Annotated in this window: 15 protein-coding genes; 9 read left to right on the forward strand and 6 right to left on the reverse strand. The window is 62.3% G+C overall.

Translation table 11 applies throughout. From position 1 onward, the window contains the following. Position 1: 1 nt before the first annotated feature. On the reverse strand, positions 2 to 223 hold the full coding sequence (locus tag PC358_RS22600; protein WP_033702696.1) for a VF530 family protein: 222 nt from the start codon (positions 221 to 223) through the stop codon (positions 2 to 4). Positions 224 to 388: 165 nt separating this feature from the next. On the opposite strand from PC358_RS22600, the gene PC358_RS22605 reads away from it, so the two are divergent. The 5 genes from PC358_RS22605 (at position 389) to PC358_RS22625 (ending at position 9,556) form a co-directional block, all read left to right on the forward strand. Next, positions 389 to 2,440, forward strand: a complete 2,052-nt coding sequence (locus PC358_RS22605; RefSeq protein WP_033702697.1) for a TonB-dependent receptor — start codon at positions 389 to 391, stop codon at positions 2,438 to 2,440. Positions 2,441 to 2,704: 264 nt separating this feature from the next. Further along, positions 2,705 to 4,039 carry a carbohydrate porin gene (locus PC358_RS22610; protein WP_033702698.1) on the forward strand — a complete coding sequence of 445 codons (1,335 nt, stop codon included), beginning with the start codon at positions 2,705 to 2,707 and terminating at the stop codon, positions 4,037 to 4,039. 31 nt (positions 4,040 to 4,070) lie between these two features. Next, positions 4,071 to 6,482 carry a glucose/quinate/shikimate family membrane-bound PQQ-dependent dehydrogenase gene (locus PC358_RS22615; RefSeq protein ID WP_033702699.1) on the forward strand — a complete coding sequence of 804 codons (2,412 nt, stop codon included), beginning with the start codon at positions 4,071 to 4,073 and terminating at the stop codon, positions 6,480 to 6,482. Between the two features lie 147 nt (positions 6,483 to 6,629). Beyond that, positions 6,630 to 9,050 carry an endopeptidase La gene (gene lon, locus PC358_RS22620; RefSeq protein ID WP_033702700.1) on the forward strand — a complete coding sequence of 807 codons (2,421 nt, stop codon included), beginning with the start codon at positions 6,630 to 6,632 and terminating at the stop codon, positions 9,048 to 9,050. A gap of 113 nt (positions 9,051 to 9,163) precedes the next feature. Further along, entirely contained in the window at positions 9,164 to 9,556 is a 393-nt protein-coding gene (locus PC358_RS22625) for a protease inhibitor I42 family protein (protein ID WP_033702701.1), read from the forward strand. A gap of 5 nt (positions 9,557 to 9,561) precedes the next feature. Here the strand turns inward: PC358_RS22625 and PC358_RS22630 are convergent, their stop codons facing one another. Both PC358_RS22630 and PC358_RS22635 read right to left on the reverse strand, forming a co-directional pair. Further along, positions 9,562 to 10,503: an alpha-xenorhabdolysin family binary toxin subunit B gene (locus PC358_RS22630; RefSeq protein ID WP_033702702.1), complete on the reverse strand. Its 942-nt coding sequence runs from the start codon at positions 10,501 to 10,503 to the stop codon at positions 9,562 to 9,564. Position 10,504: 1 nt separating this feature from the next. Further along, positions 10,505 to 11,701 carry an alpha-xenorhabdolysin family binary toxin subunit A gene (locus PC358_RS22635; protein ID WP_050506157.1) on the reverse strand — a complete coding sequence of 399 codons (1,197 nt, stop codon included), beginning with the start codon at positions 11,699 to 11,701 and terminating at the stop codon, positions 10,505 to 10,507. Positions 11,702 to 11,891: 190 nt separating this feature from the next. Between PC358_RS22635 and cmoA the strand changes: the two genes are divergently transcribed. Both cmoA and cmoB read left to right on the forward strand, forming a co-directional pair. Next, positions 11,892 to 12,635 (forward strand): carboxy-S-adenosyl-L-methionine synthase CmoA, encoded by a 744-nt coding sequence (gene cmoA, locus PC358_RS22640; protein ID WP_033702703.1) that lies wholly within the window; start codon positions 11,892 to 11,894, stop codon positions 12,633 to 12,635. Continuing rightward, on the forward strand, positions 12,632 to 13,588 hold the full coding sequence (gene cmoB / locus PC358_RS22645; RefSeq protein ID WP_033702704.1) for a tRNA 5-methoxyuridine(34)/uridine 5-oxyacetic acid(34) synthase CmoB: 957 nt from the start codon (positions 12,632 to 12,634) through the stop codon (positions 13,586 to 13,588). Before cmoA ends, cmoB begins: the two co-directional genes overlap by 4 nt. A gap of 67 nt (positions 13,589 to 13,655) precedes the next feature. Here the strand turns inward: cmoB and PC358_RS22650 are convergent, their stop codons facing one another. Continuing rightward, positions 13,656 to 13,859, reverse strand: a complete 204-nt coding sequence (locus PC358_RS22650) for a hypothetical protein (protein WP_033702705.1) — start codon at positions 13,857 to 13,859, stop codon at positions 13,656 to 13,658. A gap of 250 nt (positions 13,860 to 14,109) precedes the next feature. Between PC358_RS22650 and PC358_RS22655 the strand changes: the two genes are divergently transcribed. Then, positions 14,110 to 14,784 (forward strand): heavy metal response regulator transcription factor, encoded by a 675-nt coding sequence (locus PC358_RS22655; RefSeq protein WP_033702706.1) that lies wholly within the window; start codon positions 14,110 to 14,112, stop codon positions 14,782 to 14,784. Further along, a complete protein-coding gene (locus PC358_RS22660) occupies positions 14,781 to 16,160 on the forward strand; it encodes a heavy metal sensor histidine kinase (protein ID WP_033702707.1) in 1,380 nt (459 codons plus the stop codon). The genes PC358_RS22655 and PC358_RS22660 overlap by 4 nt, the downstream gene beginning before the upstream one ends. Before the next feature lie 85 nt (positions 16,161 to 16,245). Here PC358_RS22660 and pdxJ read toward each other — a convergent pair whose 3' ends face one another. Together pdxJ and recO are read right to left on the reverse strand one after the other, a co-directional pair. Continuing rightward, positions 16,246 to 16,968 (reverse strand): pyridoxine 5'-phosphate synthase, encoded by a 723-nt coding sequence (gene pdxJ, locus PC358_RS22665; protein ID WP_156310258.1) that lies wholly within the window; start codon positions 16,966 to 16,968, stop codon positions 16,246 to 16,248. Positions 16,969 to 17,029: 61 nt separating this feature from the next. Then, positions 17,030 to 17,713, reverse strand: a complete 684-nt coding sequence (gene recO, locus PC358_RS22670; protein WP_033702709.1) for a DNA repair protein RecO — start codon at positions 17,711 to 17,713, stop codon at positions 17,030 to 17,032. Positions 17,714 to 17,765 lie beyond the last annotated feature (52 nt).

Here is a 17,765-nt window from a genome sequence, read left to right on the forward strand (position 1 = left end):
CTCAGGCGTTGCGCTGCAGCTTCACGTACAGCTGCTCGACCTTCTCCCGCGCCCAAGGGGTCTTGCGCAGAAAAGTCAGGCTCGACTTGATGGTCGGGTTGCTCTTGAAGCAGCGCACGTCGACGCGCTCGGCAAGGCCCTGCCATTGGTAGTGAGCCACCAGCTCGGTGAGGATCTGCTCCAGGGTCTTGCCGTGCAGCGCGTTGTGTTGGGCCATGCTCATGCCAGTGCTCCAGCGTGGGAAAGGTGCGCACCTTACACGAGTGTAGTGGCCGGGCAACCTCAAGCCGCTTGAAAAACCGCTGGCCAGAGGCAAAACCCTTGTGATGAAATAGCAATGTTATACAGTTACATTACAACCGCCTCTGCCAAGGAACGCCCCATCCCCATGCTGTACATCCCGCTCCGCCTCTCCCCCCTCGCCGTCGCGCTCTGGCTGGCCTCATCCCCCAGCCAGGCCGTTGAACTCGAACCCCAGGTGATCACCGCCAACCCGTTGGGCAACCGCCAGCTGGCCGCCCCAAGTACAGTGCTCGAAGGCGACGACCTGCTGCTGCAGCAACAAGGCAGCCTCGGTGAAACCCTGAACAAACAGTCCGGTGTCGCCTCTACCTGGTTCGGTCCAGGCGCCAGCCGCCCGATGATCCGCGGCCTGGACGGCGACCGCATTCGCATTCTGCGCAACGGCGTCGGCGCCCTGGATGCGTCGTCGCTGTCCTACGACCACGCCGTGCCGCTCGACCCGGTGACCGTGGAGCGCGTCGAAATCGTCCGCGGCCCCGCCGCCCTGCTGTATGGCGGCAATGCGATCGGCGGGGTGGTCAATACGTTCGACAACCGCATCCCCGATGCCCCCATCGAAGGCATCCACGGCGCTGGCGAGCTGCGTTATGGCGGTGCCGACACCACCCGCAGCAGCGCCGGCAAACTGGAGGCCGGCAACGGCGCCTTCGCCCTGCACCTGGACGCCAACAGCCGCCAGTTCAACGACCTGCGCATCCCCGGCTACGCCCGCAGCTCTAAAGTACGGGATGCCGACGAGCCGGGCAGCAAGCACCGCCTGCAGAACAGCGACGGGCGCCAGGATGGCGGAGCGATCGGCGGCGCCTACCACTGGGATCACGGTTATGCCGGCTTGTCATACAGCCGCTATGACAGCAACTACGGCTCGGTGGCCGAGCCTGGCGTACGCCTGGACATGCAACAGGATCACTACGGGTTCGCCTCCGAACTGCGTGACCTGGACGGCCCGTTCAGCTCGGTCAAGGTCGATGCCGGTTATACCGACTACGAACACCGCGAGATCGAACAAGGCGAGGTGCACACCACCTTCAAGAACAAGGGTTACGAGGCGCGCATCGAGGCACGCCATCAGCCGCTCGGGCCCGTTGAAGGGGTGATCGGCGCCCAGGTCAGCCGCAACGAGTTCTCGGCACTCGGCGAGGAGGCTTTTGTGCCGCAGACCGATACCGACAGCCTGGCGCTGTTCATGCTCGAACAATGGCAGGCCACCGAGCGCCTGAACCTGAGCCTGGGCGCGCGTCTGGAACACACCCGGGTCGACCCAGATGCCAAGGGCAACGAAACCTTTTCCGCCGCTGACAGCGCCAGCAGTTTCAATGCTTTCAGCCTGTCATCGGGGGCGGTGTATCAACTCGACCCCATATGGTCGTTGGCCGCCAACCTGGCCTACACCGAACGCGCCCCCACCTTCTATGAGTTGTATGCCAACGGTGCGCATGTGGCCACGGGGGCCTTTGAGGTGGGCGATGCCAGCCTGAACAAGGAAAAGGCCATTTCCGCCGACCTGGCCCTGCGCTTCGACAATGGCACCCACAAGGGCAGTGTCGGCGTGTTCTACAGCCACTTTCGCAATTACATTGGCCTGATCGGCACGGGCAACCTGCGTGAAGGCCATGACCACGACCATGGCGAAGATGACCATGATCACGATCATGACCACGACCACGGCGGCTTCCCGGAATACCAGTATCAGGGCGTACGCGCGCGCTTCTATGGCATCGAAGCGCAAGACCGCTGGCAACTGGTGCAGAACCGTTACGGCAGCTTCGCGCTGGAACTGTCCGGCGACTACACCCGGGCCAAGAACCTCGACAGTGGCGAGCCACTGCCGCGTATCGCACCGCTGCGGTTGAACAGCGGGCTGGTCTGGGAGCTGGATCGTTGGCAGGCGCGGGTCGATGTGCAGCACGCCTCGTCGCAACATCGCAAGCCGGGCAATGAGACAAGCACCGATGGCTATACCACGCTGGGCGCCAGCGTGGGCTACCGCTTCGACATCGGGCAAAGCCAGTGGTTGGCGTTTGTGCGGGGTGAAAACCTGACAGACCAGACGGTACGTTATGCCAGTTCGATTCTACGGGACATCGCGCCAGCGCCTGGGCGCAGTGTGCAAGTCGGGTTGCGTACGTCGTTTTGAAGTCCCCGGGGGGGCGCTGTGCGCCCCTTCGCGGGTCAACCGGTCCCACAGGGTGGGCAAACGTCAGTACCGCCTGGGACACTGTTACAAGTTCAACAACAATCAACTGCGACAATTTGTCTTTTTTTCTTACAACTTCCCCTATATCCTCCCCGCCGCAAGCTGAATCGCTTCATCGAATCCACCTTGTTGCCATTTCCATTGACGGGCTCGCCCTTCGATGCCCTTGCCGTTTGTTCAATAATCAAAAGATAGCGCTATCTCATGTTTCTGTTGCCCAAAAACTGTTTCATCGGCCTCGCCTTGACCACACTTGCCGCCCCCACCAGCGCCAGCGAGATGTTCGCCAGCGATTCCCCCTGGATGCTGGGCGACTGGGGCGGTACCCGCAGTGAATTGCAGGCAAAAGGTTACGACTTCACCCTCGGCTACACCGGCGAGATGGGCAGCAACCTGCACGGTGGTTACGACCACGATCGCACCGCGCGCTACAGCGACCAGTTCACCTTCGGCAGCCACCTGGACCTGCAGAAAATTTTCGGCTGGAACGACACCGAGTTCCAACTGACCCTCACCGAGCGCCACGGCGACAACATCAGCAACGACCGTATCAACGACCCACGCGTCGGCGGCTTCACTTCCGCCCAGGAAGTCTGGGGCCGTGGTGAAACCTGGCGGCTCACGCAGCTGTGGGTGAAACAGAAGTATTTCGACGGCGCGCTGGACGTCAAATTCGGCCGCTTCGGTGAAGGTGAAGACTTCAACAGCGTCCCCTGCGACTTCCAGAACCTGGCCTTCTGCGGCTCACAGGTGGGCAACTGGGTCGGCGGCATCTGGTACAACTGGCCGGTCAGCCAGTGGGCCCTGCGCGTGCGCTACAACCTGGCCGACACCCTGTATGCCCAGGTCGGCGTGTACGAGCAGAACCCCTCCAACCTGGAATCGGGCAACGGTTTCAAGCTCAGCGGCAGCGGCACCCAGGGCGCGATCATGCCGATCGAACTGGTGTGGAGCCCACGGGTCAATGGCCTGAAAGGGGAATATCGCGCCGGCTACTACTACAGTAATGCCAAGGCACAGGATGTGCTCGACGACAGCAACGGCCAGCCGGCCGCCCTCAGTGGCGCCGCCTACCGCAGCCGTTCGAGCAAGCACGGCATGTGGCTCGGCGCCCAGCAGCAGGTCACCTCGCTGGCGTCCGATCAGTCGCGCGGCCTGAGCCTGTTCGCCAACGCCACTTTGCACGACAAGAAGACCAATGCCATCGACAACTATGTTCAGGCAGGACTGGTATACAAAGGGCCTTTCGATGCCCGCGCCAAGGACGACATCGGCTTCGCCCTTGCCCGCGTGCACGTCAACCCGGCCTATCGCAAGAACGCCCGCCTGGCCAACCAGGCCGCCGGCCTCGACGACTACGACAACCCTGGTTTCCTGCCTGTGCAGGACACCGAGTACAGCGCCGAGCTGTACTACGGCATTCACCTGGCCGACTGGCTCACGGTGCGCCCCAACCTGCAGTACATCCGCCATCCGGGCGGGGTGTCGCAGGTGGACGGCGCCCTGATCGGCGGCCTGAAAATCCAGAGCAGTTTCTGAACCCACTTTTTGACCTAACGGAGAACCTACGATGAGCACTGAAGGTGCCAAGAATGGAACCCGCTGGCTACCGCGCCTTCTGGGCGTGCTGCTGCTGCTGATGGGCCTGGCCCTGCTGGCTGGCGGTATCAAGCTGAGCCAGCTGGGCGGATCGCTGTACTACCTGATCGCAGGCATCGGCTTTGCCTTGTCCGGCATCCTGCTGCTAGCCCAGCGCCGCATCGCCCTTGGGCTGTATGGCCTGGTGCTGCTCGGCAGCACGGCCTGGGCATTGCTGGAAGTGGGCCTTGACTGGTGGCAATTGGTACCGCGCCTGGCCATCTGGTTCGCCATCGGCGTGGTTCTGCTGCTGCCATGGGCGCGTCGCCCGCTGATTGGCCCGGCAGCCAAGGCCAACACCGCGCTGCTCGGCGTTGCAGTGCTGGCCTCTGGCGCCTGTGCCCTGGGTAGCCAGTTCACCCACCCCGGTGAAGTGTTCGGCGAAATCGGCCGCGAGAGCAGCGAGATGGCCAGTGCCGCGCCCGCCATGCCCGACGGCGAATGGCAGGCCTACGGCCGCACCGAGCATGGCGACCGCTACTCGCCACTGCGCCAGATCACCCCGCAGAACGCCTACCGCCTGGAAGAAGCCTGGCGCATCCGTACCGGCGACCTGCCGACCGACAACGACCCGGTGGAGCTGACCAACCAGAACACCCCGTTGAAGGTCAACGGCATGCTCTACGCCTGCACCGCGCACAGCAAGCTGCTGGCCCTGGACCCGGACACCGGCGCGGAGATCTGGCGCTACGACCCTCAGGTCAAGAGCCCGGTCGGCACCTTCAAGGGCTTCGCCCACATGACCTGCCGTGGCGTTTCGTACTATGACGAGAACAACTACGTCAGCCGTGACGGCAGCCCGGCACCGAAAATCACCGACGCCGGCCAGGCCGTCGCCCAGGCCTGCCCGCGCCGCCTGTACCTGCCCACCGCCGACGCCCGCCTGATCGCCATCAACGCCGACAACGGCAAGGTCTGCGAAGGCTTCGCCAACCAAGGCGTGATCGACCTGACCACCGGTATCGGCCCGTTCACCGCTGGCGGCTACTACTCCACTTCGCCTGCGGCGATTACTCGTGATCTGGTGATCATCGGCGGCCATGTTACCGACAACGAGTCGACCAACGAGCCGTCCGGCGTCATCCGCGCCTATGATGTGCACGACGGCCACCTGGTGTGGAACTGGGACAGCAACAACCCGGACGACACCAAGCCACTGGCACCCGGCAAAACCTACAGCCGCAACTCGGCCAACATGTGGTCGATCGCCAGCGTCGATGAAAACCTGGGCATGATCTACCTGCCGCTGGGCAACCAGACCCCAGACCAGTGGGGCGCCGACCGCACCCCGGGCGCCGAAAAGTACAGCGCCGGCGTGGTCGCCCTCGACCTGGCCACCGGCAAGGCCCGCTGGAACTACCAGTTCACCCACCACGACTTGTGGGACATGGACGTCGGCAGCCAGCCGACCCTGGTCCACCTCAAGACCGCCGACGGCGTGAAACCGGCGATCATCGTGCCGACCAAACAGGGCAGCCTGTATGTGCTGGACCGCCGCGACGGCACACCGATCGTGCCGATCCGCGAAATCCCGACGCCACAAGGCGCGGTGAAAGGCGACCACACCTCGCCAACCCAGGCCCGCTCCGACCTCAACCTGCTCGGCCCTGAGCTGACCGAACAGGCCATGTGGGGTGCCACGCCGTTCGACCAGATGCTGTGCCGCATCCAGTTCCGCGAACTGCGTTACGAAGGCCAGTACACCCCGCCGTCCGAGCAGGGGTCGCTGATCTATCCGGGCAACGTCGGCGTGTTCAACTGGGGCAGCGTGTCGGTCGACCCTGTGCGCCAGTTGCTGTTCACCTCGCCCAACTACATGGCGTTCGTGTCGAAGATGGTGCCACGCGAGCAAGTGGCCGCCGGCAGCAAGCGCGAGAGCGAAACCAGCGGCGTGCAGCCGAACACCGGCGCACCGTATGCCGTGACCATGCACCCCTTCATGTCGCCGCTGGGCGTACCGTGCCAGGCACCGGCCTGGGGCTATGTCGCGGCCATCGACCTGTTCACCAACAAGGTCGTGTGGAAGCACAAGAACGGCACCACCCGTGACAGCACCCCGGTGCCGATCGGCCTGCCGGTGGGTGTACCGAGCATGGGTGGTTCGATCGTCACCGCTGGCGGCGTCGGCTTCCTCAGCGGCACCCTGGACCAGTACCTGCGTGCCTACGACACCAACAACGGCAAGGAACTGTGGAAAGCCCGCCTGCCGGCCGGTGGCCAGGCCACGCCGATGACTTACAGCGGCAAAGACGGCAAGCAGTATGTGCTGGTGACCGCTGGTGGCCACGGCTCGCTGGGCACCAAGATGGGTGATTACATCATCGCTTACAAACTCGCCGACTAAGCTTCTAGCGGCAAGCTACAAGCCACAAGAGAAAGCGGGGCCTGCATGGCCCCGTTTTTTTTTGGAGCTTGCAGCTTCTAACGCGAAGCTTGAAACCCATCCCCCCGCGCCCCATCTAAGCACCATAGTCATTCACGCAGGTGCACCATGAACGACCAGCAGGATTTCCCGGAACACCCCGACGAACACAGCGAAGTCGAGCATACCGACACCCAGGCCGTACCCGGCCACGCCCTCGCACTGCCTGGCCAACAGCTGCCGGACAAGGTCTACGTGATCCCGATCCACAACCGCCCGTTCTTCCCCGCCCAAGTGTTGCCGGTGATCGTCAACGAAGAGCCCTGGGCCGAGACCCTCGACCTGGTGGCCAAGACGCCGGACCACTGCCTGGCGCTGTTCTTCATGGACACGCCGCCCGAAGACCACCGCCATTTCGACACCTCGGCGCTGCCGGAGTACGGCACCTTGGTCAAGGTGCATCATGCCAGCCGTGAAAACGGCAAACTGCAGTTCGTCGCCCAGGGCCTGACCCGCGTACGCATCCGCACCTGGCTCAAGCACCATCGCCCGCCCTACCTGGTCGAGGTGGAATACCCGCGCCAACCCGCCGAGCCTACCGATGAGGTCAAGGCCTACGGCATGGCGCTGATCAATGCGATCAAAGAGCTGCTGCCGCTGAACCCGCTTTATAGCGAAGAGCTGAAGAACTACCTCAACCGCTTCAGCCCCAATGACCCTTCGCCGCTGACCGACTTTGCCGCGGCCCTGACCTCGGCCACCGGCACCCAGCTGCAGGAAGTACTCGACTGCGTACCCATGCTCAAGCGCATGGAAAAGGTACTGCCGATGCTGCGCAAAGAGGTCGAGGTGGCGCGCCTGCAGAACGAGATCTCGGCCGAGGTCAATCGCCAGATCGGCGAACACCAGCGCGAGTTCTTCCTCAAGGAGCAGCTCAAGGTCATCCAGCAAGAGCTGGGCCTGACCAAAGACGACCGCAGCGCCGACCTCGAACAGTTCGAGCAACGCCTGGAAGGCAAGACCTTGCCCGCGCAAGCCCAGAAGCGCATTGACGAAGAGATTGGCAAGCTGTCGATCCTCGAGACCGGCTCGCCGGAATACGCCGTGACCCGCAACTACCTCGACTGGGCCACCGCCCTGCCGTGGGGCGTTTACGGCAAGGACAAGCTCGACCTCAAGCACGCCCGCAAGGTGCTCGACCAACACCACGCAGGCCTTGACGACATCAAGGAACGCATTCTCGAATTCCTCGCCGTGGGTGCCTGGAAAGGCGAGATCAGCGGCTCGATCGTGCTGCTGGTGGGACCGCCCGGTGTGGGCAAGACCAGCATCGGCAAGTCCATCGCCGAATCGCTCGGCCGGCCGTTCTACCGCTTCAGTGTCGGTGGCATGCGCGACGAAGCGGAAATCAAGGGCCACCGCCGCACCTACATCGGCGCCCAACCGGGCAAGCTGGTGCAGGCACTGAAAGATGTAGAAGTGATGAACCCGGTCATCATGCTCGACGAGATCGACAAGATGGGCCAGAGCTACCAGGGCGACCCGGCTTCGGCGCTGCTCGAAACCCTCGACCCCGAGCAGAACGTCGACTTCCTCGACCACTACCTCGACCTGCGCCTGGACCTGTCCAAGGTGCTGTTCGTCTGCACCGCCAACACCCTCGACTCGATCCCCGGGCCCTTGCTCGACCGCATGGAAGTAATCCGCCTCTCCGGCTACATCACCGAAGAAAAACTGGCCATCGCCAAGCGCCACCTGTGGCCCAAGCAGCTGGACAAGGCCGGCGTGGCCAAGACCAGCCTGAGCATCAGCGACAGTGCCCTGCGCACCGTGATCGAGGGTTATGCCCGCGAGGCCGGCGTGCGGCAGCTGGAAAAACAACTGGGCAAACTGGTGCGCAAGGCCGTGGTCAAGTTGCTGGAAAACCCCGATGCCAAACTCAAGATTGGCAGCAAGGACCTGGAGGCCGCGCTCGGCATGCCGGTGTTCCGCAGCGAACAGGTACTGGCCGGCAAGGGCGTGATCACCGGCCTGGCCTGGACCAGCATGGGCGGCGCCACGCTGCCGATCGAAGCCACCCGCATTCACACCCTCAACCGCGGTTTCAAATTGACCGGCAAACTGGGTGATGTGATGAAGGAGTCCGCCGAAATCGCCTACAGCTACGTCAGCTCCAACCTCAAGCAGTTTGGTGGCGACCCAGGCTATTTCAACGAAGCCTTCATCCACCTGCACGTGCCCGAGGGCGCCACGCCCAAGGATGGCCCGAGCGCCGGGGTTACCATGGCCAGCGCCTTGTTGTCGTTGGCACGCGACCAAGCGCCGAAAAAAGGCGTAGCGATGACCGGTGAACTGACCCTCACTGGCCAGGTGCTGCCGATTGGCGGTGTGCGTGAGAAGGTGATTGCCGCCAAGCGACAGAAGATCTTCGAGCTGATCCTGCCTGAGGCCAACCGCGGCGACTTCGAGGAACTGCCCGACTACCTGCGCGAAGGCTTGACGGTGCATTTCGCCAAGCGCTTTGCCGACGTGGCGAAAGTGCTGTTTTGATTCTGTGCAGGCCTCTTCGCGGCGCGAACCGCGAAGCGGCCTATACCGGTAGGTAGCACAAATCTGCATGTGGTTCGGTTATCCTCAGGCCATCGCCAGCCTTCGGAGCCAACATGGCCGCCCCACGTCTGCTCGTTCCCCTGAGCCTCGCCCTGCTGACTGCCTGCGCCCAGCAGCCCAGGCAATCCGTCCAACTCGACGCTGAAAGCGAATGCCCCAAGCGGCTGCAGGTCGGTCAGGCGCTGACCCTGACCCTGCCCAGCAACCCCACCACCGGATACCGCTGGTTGGTGCAGAACCCCGCCTCGAATGTACTGCGTAGCCTCGGCCCCGAGGTTTACAGCGCCCCCGAGGATGCCGGTATCGTTGGCAGCGCGGGCATTTCCTCCTGGCGCTTCGAAGCCCGCGCTGCTGGGGAAGGGCATTTGGTATTGGTCTATCAGCAGCCGTGGGCCCCTGAAGTGCGGCCCGTGCAAACCTTCGATTGTGCAATCACCGTTCAGTGACCGGCCTACGCGCGCTCGAAGGCCTTTTGTACCGCTTGCAGGTAGTGGTACAGGTCCTCCAGCGCAATCAGCGCCTTGTCGCTGTCCATGCCTGCCGCGAGCAAGCTTGAGCAGTATTGCCAGTACTCCTCGACCTTGCGCACCAATTGCAACCACTGATCCTTGATCGCACCGACACCGGCCAATGCCCGGGTCGCCCCCAGTTCGCGCAGGGTTTTGTCTTTACGCATTTGCGCGTCAGCGCGTAGCTGCCTGGCTTCCTGAAGTTTCTCGTAGAGCCGCTTGCGTACCTGGGTCAACTCATGGAACGTCTGTGCGCCCTCGAGCGCGTCCAGATGGGATTGCAACTTACGAGATAGAAACTTCAACAGCTTCGGGTCGACACTCGGATCCTTGAACAGCGCAGAAGCGGCATCAATGTCCTCTTCACTGGGGATCAGGCCCTTGAAGGCTTTGGTGACAGTAGGAGTATTGAACGCCTCGATGGCTTCGACGATGTCCGCGTGCTGGGTCTCCAACGCCTGTACTCGCAATTCGTCGGGCATGCCCCGCTCGAGCTCGGCAACTGACTTCTCCAGGCGTAGCACTTGCTGGTCAATTGCTGACAATGAAAACAGTTCAAGGCGCAAGGTTCTCTGTGCCAGCCCGCTGCACAGGGCTGCCTGCTTCTCGGAAACTTCAGCGATCTTGCTCGTTGCAACCGCCTTGCCGGAGGAGTGAGCGAATACTTTATTGCCCAGTAGCACCGTACCACTGAGCACGGCATCCCGAAGTGATCGATCGGTATCGAGCATGACAACCTTCAACTGCCGGCAAAGATCCTGGACACCCGGCAGCACTTCCTCCTGCCACTCATCGCACAGCTCGAACGCCTTGTATCTCAGTTGATTCAGCTCAACGAAATCCGGCACTGCACTGCCCACGGCAATGGCTGTTTGATTTGACATTTCATTTATCCTCCTTTGAGATTTTGTTAAACAGCTCCGTCAACACGCGACAAATATTACCAATACTTTCCCAAGGCCTGATGACATCTGCAAAGTCCTGCACGAACTCCTCCAGGTCAGCGCTCGTCGACAAGTTTTTTGACTCTTCCAGCGAAGACGTCGCGAATTTGTTCAAGTAAAGCCAAATATCCGCCAAGCGCTGGGTCGCACTTATTAGATCGGTCGTTCTGAACATCAGGTCCCTGATCGTACTATTGACGCGCTCAAAACTCTTGATGATCGGCGCTACACTGGACAAACGCTCAGCCAGATCATCCCGTTGCTTAATCAAAATATTTTTTCTCTTTCTCGTGTCTTCCGCCCGGGAACCGAATATTCCTCCCGTAATAATCAGGCCAAACGGCCCCGCTAACAAACCGGTAAAGGCGTATCCGACTTCGGTACTGTACTGCTTTCCTAACCGTTCGATTTCCCTATCCAACTCGTCGCGTGTGGCAACCATCGCATTGATATTGGAGTTACTGAGCTTGTCGTCAATGTTCTTGATGACACGTACCAGCTGCGGTTTGATTTCGAGTTCGATTTCCTTATGGAACCAGCTCGCCCGTGCATCAACATCCCCAATACGCTGCTGGGTCTGTCTGATCTCATCGATTAGCGCCCCCAAGCGCCTCTCTATGACCGCCAGGACTTGGTTACGCTCCTCGGCAGTGAGTTCGGAGGTGTATATATTGCTGCCTTGCGCTTCTTTTTCACTGGCAATGCGCTTGAAAGCGGGTGTTTTCTCGATACTTGTGATCAATGCGGCGCCACGGCTTATCATGGAGTCGGCGAACATCTCGATTTCCGGCCCCAGCTCTTTGACCTGCCGTTCAAGTTTGTCCCATTCGTCCACGTGCCGATGCAACAACGTGTTCAGATTAAAAATTCTTTTGACCTCGATACCCAATGCCTCATAGTCGACTTCTTCGCTGATATCTTCCTCACGCCGGGATAACGTGCGCACGGTACGCGCATAGCGTTTAATGACTTGCAGGTTTTCAGATGTCAGCAGGCCGGCCCCCTGAGAATGACTCCCCACCTTTCCCGCCAGAAACGTAAAGTATTGCTCCGGCAAAATGGTCGCCTGGCTTTTTGCGTCCAATTCATCAATGGGTTTACCTCCGGCGGTTTGGGTTTCATTCGATAATGTTTCCATGACAACATCCCGCTTAAGTTAATTTTATCTGCACCTCAAAGTTACGCCAAAGACCGAGTACGCTTGAATGGTTGGATATCCACACCGGCGGTATGAATTAGCGAGCAGGCCTTGTAGGACAGACAGCCGTGGTCAGCACCTTGGCTTTTGGCTAAAATGCGACACCGTTTGCCTTTGCCTTGAGCCCGCTGTGAATCGATCCCCCGACCGCCTCTTCGCCCACCCCCTGGAGCAGGTACCCGATTTCGCCTTCAACGAAGACGTGGTGCGCGTATTCCCAGACATGATCAAGCGTTCGGTGCCGGGCTACCCGACCATCGTCGAGAACCTCGGCGTGCTGGCCGCACGCTTCGCTCAGCCGAACAGCACGCTGTATGACCTGGGTGCTTCGCTGGGCGCCGTCACTCAGTCACTGCGCCGTCATGTGCGCAATGATGGTTGCCGGGTAATCGCCGTCGACAACTCTGCGGCCATGGTCGAACGCTGCCGCCAGTACCTCACGGCCCAGGACTCGATGTTCCAGGAGTTGCTGCCAGTGAACGTGCTGGAAGCCGACATCCTCGCCCTGCCCTTCGAGCCGGCCTCGGTGGTGGCGATGAACTTCACCCTGCAGTTCATCGCCCCCGATCAGCGCCTCGAACTGCTTGGCCGTATTCGGCAGGCGCTGTTGCCGGGTGGCGCGTTGATCCTCTCGGAAAAGCTGCACTTCGCCGACGACGACGAACAGACCCTGCTCAATGAACTGCACCTGGACTTCAAACGGGCCAACGGCTACAGCGAACTGGAAATTGCCCAGAAGCGCAGCGCCATCGAAAACGTGATGAAGCCAGACACCCTGGAGACCCACAAGGCGCGCCTGCGCGCTGCCGGGTTCTCGAAAGTGGTGCCGTGGTTCCAATGCCTTAATTTCGCCTCGCTGATAGCCCTGCCATGATCGATCTATCCCCCCTTGTCCGCCGCCTGGCGGGTACGCCCCTGGCTTCCTGGTCGCAAGGCCTGCAAGCACAGCTGGAAGCCAAACTGGAAAAAGGCCACGGCGACCTCGACCGCTGGCGCGGCGCGCTCGACGCCCTGCCCGCCGTGCAACCGAGCGAAATCGACCTGGTCAACGGGCTGCGCCTGGACTGCGACTGCGACGATGCCACCCGCGCGCGGATGCGTGAGGCGCTGATGGGCCTGTCGCCCTGGCGCAAAGGGCCGTTCGATCTGTTCGGCGTGCATGTGGACACCGAATGGCGTTCGGACTGGAAATGGTCGCGGGTCAGCCCGCACCTGGACCTCAAGGGCAAGCGCGTACTCGATGTCGGTTGCGGCAATGGTTATTACCAGTGGCGCATGCTCGGCGCCGGTGCCGACATGGTGGTTGGGGTCGACCCCAACTGGCTGTTCTTCTGCCAGTTCCAGGCGGTGCAGCAGTATTTGCCCGATCTGCCAGCCTGGCATTTGCCGTTCGCCCTGGAAGAGCTACCCGCCAATCTGGAAGGTTTCGACACCGTGTTTTCCATGGGCGTTTTCTACCACCGCCGCTCCCCTATCGAGCACTTGCTGGCGCTCAAGGACTGCCTGGTCAAAGGGGGTGAACTGGTGCTGGAGACGCTGGTGGTCGAAGGCGATGAGCAACAGGTTCTGGTCCCAGAAGACCGCTACGCGCAGATGCGCAACGTCTGGTACCTGCCCTCGGTGCCGGCCCTGGAGCGCTGGTTGCGCCGTGCCGGGTTCAGTGATGTGCGCTGCGTTGACGTCAGCGTCACCAGCATAGACGAACAGCGCAGTACCGATTGGATGCGCTACCAGTCGCTGAGCGACTTCCTCGACCCGAACGACCACAGCCGCACCATCGAAGGCCTGCCAGCACCGCGCCGGGCGACACTGGTAGCGCGCAAATAAAAAAGGCGCCCAACGGGCGCCCGAACAACCCTGCGACGAGGAGCGATGGCGCCGCAGGTGGGTAAAGTCAGTCCTTGGCCACCTCGCGGGCCTTCTGCTGCGCTGTGCGCTCCCGTTCCACCACGGCCTGTTGCTTATCACCGTGCAGGCGCTGCTGGTCCTGACGGAAGGCTTCCCAGAACTGCCGGGACCGCTCGGCGCCACCTTCGGCATAGGCGCTGACGCTGCCAAAGGCCAGGGTTGCCAGCAGCAGGTATTTGATCAGGTTCATCGTGCTTGCCTCGTGATAACCGTTCAGATGGGGCCATCCTAGCGAGGCGTAGCTAACGCCAAGGTGAGGCGGGCATTACAGTCCTGCAATGTGGCCGGGTGCCCCCCTGCCAGGCAGCGGCATGACGCGCGGATTACAAATCCGTTATCCAGGCAAATCTTCCCCTCTCATGCCGTAACATCCTGCCGCTTGACCCTGATGTCACTACAGGGTCGAGAATCGCCCCCTTTTCACCTCTGCGAGCCCCCTTATGCGCCTACTGATCATCGAGGACGAGCTGCGTACCGCCGATTACCTGCTGCAAGGCCTGCGCGAGAACGGCTACGTGGTCGACTGCGCCCATACCGGCACCGACGGCCTGCACCTGGCCCGCCAGCAGGCCTATGACCTGGTCATCCTCGACGTCAATTTGCCCGAGCTCGATGGCTGGACAGTACTGCAGCGACTGCGCGCCGAATCCGCCACGCGCATCATGATGCTGACCGCCCACGGCCGACTGGCCGACCGGGTCAAAGGGCTGGACCTGGGCGCCGACGACTACTTGCTCAAGCCGTTCGAGTTTCCCGAGCTGCTGGCGCGAATCCGTAGCCTGCTGCGCCGCAACGACCAGCAACTGCAGCCCAGCACCCTGCGCGTGGCCGACCTGGAGCTGGACCCTGGCCGCCATCGTGCTTACCGCGCAGGGCAACGCATCGACCTGACCGCCAAGGAGTTCGCCTTGCTGCACCTGCTGATGCGCCAGACCGGCGAGGTGCTGTCACGCACGCAAATCATCTCGTTGGTGTGGGACATGAACTTCGACTGTGACACCAATGTGGTCGAGGTCTCGATCCGCCGCCTGCGGGCGAAGATCGACGACCCCTTCGATGACAAGCTGATCCACACCTTGCGCGGCGTCGGCTATGTACTCGAGGCACGGTTTTGAACAACGCCAGCCTGTCGCTGCGCCTGGGCTTGGGCGTCACGCTGATGGGGGCGGTGCTGGTGCTGCTGTTGGCCTGCCTGGCCGTAGTTGCCCTGGACCACGAACTGGACAGCCGCGCGCGCAAGGACCTGGCGCGCAAGATGCTGCAGGTCGAGCACAACCTGCGGGTCGACCTGCGCAGCGAAGACCTGGGCAGCCGCGCCCACCCTCTGCTTGACCTGGTGATGGGGCACGACAACCTCAGCCTCAGCGTGCTGGCCCTCGAAGGCCGCCACCCGCATCTGCTCAGCCTGGGGCCGGCGCTGGAGTCGCGCGTGGGCGAACTGCAGACCGGTGCGCGCCTGGCGTTCCACGAATGGCGCGACAGCCAGGGCAAGCAGTTGCTGACTGCGACACGCCAGATGCGCTTGCGCGACGACACCCCGGTACGGGTGCTGATGTCGCTCGACCGCGCCGACGACAATGCACTGCTTCAGGCTTACCTGCGTTCGACCGTGTTGGTCTTGCCTCTGCTGCTGATATTGATCGGCGCTGCGGCATGGTGGCTGGTGCAGCGCGGGCTGGCCCCCCTGCAGCACTTCCGGCGCATTGCCGGGCAGGTATCGGCCCAGGACCTGCAACACCGCTTGCCCGCTACCGGCCTGCCGCAGGAGTTGGCAGCGTTGGCCACAAGCATCAACGTGATGCTCGACCGCCTCGACCAGGGCGTGAGCCAGCTGTCGCAATTTTCCGACGACTTGGCCCATGAGCTGCGCACGCCGTTGAGCAACCTGATGGGCAAGGCTCAGGTTACCCTGAGCCGTGAGCGCGACAATGCCAATTACCGGGAAGTGCTGGAAGACAGTATCGAAGAGCTGACCCGCCTCAACCGCATCATCAACGACATGCTGTTTCTCGCCCAGGTCAGCCAGCCGCAGGCCCAGGTGGCGCTAAAGCCCCTGGCACTGGCCGATGAGACGGCACAGGTGGTCGAGCTGTTCGCCATAAGCGCCGAGTTCAAGGATATCGAACTGCGCATTCGCGGTTGGGGCACGGCATCGGGTGATCGGTTGATGTTCCAGCGTGCCTTGTCGAACCTGTTGAGCAATGCCCTTCGGCATGCGCCGCCAGGCAAACCCATAGACCTGGGTATCGAGCGCCAGGGTGGCGATGTCAGGGTATGGGTTGAGAACCAGGGGGTGGGCATTGCCGCAGAGCATCAGCCGCAGTTGTTCGAGCGTTTTTACCGCGTGGGCGCTGGGCGCTCACGGCTGGAGGGTGGCACTGGCCTGGGGCTGGCAATTGTGAAATCGATCATGCAATTGCATGGGGGGCGGATTGAGGTCATGAGCAGCCCGGCAGGGCCGACCCGGTTTAGTCTGATATTTCCGGGTTAGCGATGGCTCTGGCAATGTCGCCGCGTGCAGGAGCGGCCTTGCGTCACGAAAGGGACGCAAGACCGCGCGTACAAAGGCCCTATGATCAGCGCGACGCCGCCACGATCAACGCCTTCATCTCCGCCACCGCCGCCTTGAAGCCGACGAACAGCGCATGGGCCACCAACGCATGGCCGATGTTCAGCTCATTGATGCCCTTGATCGCCGCAACCGCCTCGACGTTGTGATAATGCAGGCCGTGGCCGGCATTGACGATCAGCCCCTGGGCCACGCCAAAGGCCACACCGTCAGCGATGCGCTTGAGCTCTTCGGCCACTTCGGTCGGCGTCTGGGCATCGGCGTAACGGCCAGTATGCAGTTCGATGGCCGGGGCGCCCACGCGGCGCGAAGCTTCGATCTGGCGCTCGTCGGCGTCGATGAACAGCGACACTTCGGCACCGGTGCGCGCCAGGCGCTCGACGGCAGCCTTGATCCGCGCCTCCTGCCCCGCCACGTCCAGGCCGCCTTCGGTGGTCAGCTCCTGACGGGTCTCGGGCACCAGGCAGATGTGTGCCGGGCGAATCTTCTCGGCGAATGCCATCATCTCTTCGGTAACGCCCATCTCGAAGTTCATGCGCGTCTGCAGCACATCCTTGAGCACCACCACGTCGCGTTCCTGAATGTGCCGGCGGTCTTCGCGCAGGTGCACGGTGATGCCGTCGGCACCCGCCTCTTCGGCGTCCAGGGCAGCCTTGACCGGGTCAGGGTAACGCGTGCCCCGGGCCTGGCGCAGCGTCGCCACGTGGTCGATGTTTACGCCGAGAAGCATGCGGTTGCTGTGAGTCACGAAAGGCTCTCCTGAAGATTTAGCCACACAGCATACGACGGGATCAGCGCTTGCGAAACAGTTCCCGACTGACTAGGGGTTTAGGGCCCAGGTGAACAGCCAGTGCCTGGCGCATCAGCCGTTTGGCAGCAAGCAAGGCACCTGGGGCTTCCCAGTCTGCTTCAGCCAGGGCCAGCAGCTCGGTACCCTGGAACAGGCCTGGCTGCACTAACTCGACCCGCTCAAGCCCGGCATCCACGCGCAAACGATAACGGCCAGCGGCATCGATCGGCGTCCCGTTGACGTCATGCTGCAACGAAAACGCATAGCCGAGTTCGTCCAGCAGGCGCCATTCGAAGGAACGCAGCAGCGGCTCCAGTGGGCGCCCGGCGGCCAAGGCCTGCAAGGTCAGGGTGTAGTGTTCGAACAGCGCCGGGTGTGGGGCTTCGGCCGGGAGCAAACGCATGAGCAGCTCGTTGAGGTACAGCCCGCTGAACAGTGCATCGCCATGCAGCCAGGCGGCGATACCGAGGGCATCCAGGCGGCCGACATTCTTCAGCTCACCGCGCCCGCGCAGCTCCACCTCCAGCGGCACGAACGGCCGTACCAGGCTGCCCCCTTTGCCGCGCGCCCGGCGCAGCACGGCCCGCACTCGACCTTGCGGCGTGAGGAAGTCCACCAGTGCGCTGGTTTCCTTGTAGGCACGACTGTGCAGCACATAGGCCGGCTGGCCGACTGGTTGTTCCATGGGGAGTGGCCCGAAAGCAGAGCGGCCCGGAGAGATCCGGGCCGCTGGAGGG

This window comes from Pseudomonas capeferrum (genome assembly GCF_000731675.1).
Lineage (GTDB): Bacteria > Pseudomonadota > Gammaproteobacteria > Pseudomonadales > Pseudomonadaceae > Aquipseudomonas > Aquipseudomonas capeferrum.

Bases quoted from the DNA above. Each gene is read 5' to 3' on its own strand.
- PC358_RS22600 (WP_033702696.1), bottom strand. From the start codon at position 223: ATGAGCATGGCCCAACACAACGCGCTGCACGGCAAGACCCTGGAGCAG.
- PC358_RS22605 (WP_033702697.1), top strand. From the start codon at position 389: ATGCTGTACATCCCGCTCCGCCTCTCCCCCCTCGCCGTCGCGCTCTGG.
- PC358_RS22610 (WP_033702698.1), top strand. From the start codon at position 2,705: ATGTTTCTGTTGCCCAAAAACTGTTTCATCGGCCTCGCCTTGACCACA.
- PC358_RS22615 (WP_033702699.1), top strand. From the start codon at position 4,071: ATGAGCACTGAAGGTGCCAAGAATGGAACCCGCTGGCTACCGCGCCTT.
- lon (WP_033702700.1), top strand. From the start codon at position 6,630: ATGAACGACCAGCAGGATTTCCCGGAACACCCCGACGAACACAGCGAA.
- PC358_RS22625 (WP_033702701.1), top strand. From the start codon at position 9,164: ATGGCCGCCCCACGTCTGCTCGTTCCCCTGAGCCTCGCCCTGCTGACT.
- PC358_RS22630 (WP_033702702.1), bottom strand. From the start codon at position 10,503: ATGTCAAATCAAACAGCCATTGCCGTGGGCAGTGCAGTGCCGGATTTC.
- PC358_RS22635 (WP_050506157.1), bottom strand. From the start codon at position 11,701: ATGGAAACATTATCGAATGAAACCCAAACCGCCGGAGGTAAACCCATT.
- cmoB (WP_033702704.1), top strand. From the start codon at position 12,632: ATGATCGATCTATCCCCCCTTGTCCGCCGCCTGGCGGGTACGCCCCTG.
- PC358_RS22650 (WP_033702705.1), bottom strand. From the start codon at position 13,859: ATGAACCTGATCAAATACCTGCTGCTGGCAACCCTGGCCTTTGGCAGC.
- PC358_RS22655 (WP_033702706.1), top strand. From the start codon at position 14,110: ATGCGCCTACTGATCATCGAGGACGAGCTGCGTACCGCCGATTACCTG.
- pdxJ (WP_156310258.1), bottom strand. From the start codon at position 16,968: ATGCTTCTCGGCGTAAACATCGACCACGTGGCGACGCTGCGCCAGGCC.
- recO (WP_033702709.1), bottom strand. From the start codon at position 17,713: ATGGAACAACCAGTCGGCCAGCCGGCCTATGTGCTGCACAGTCGTGCC.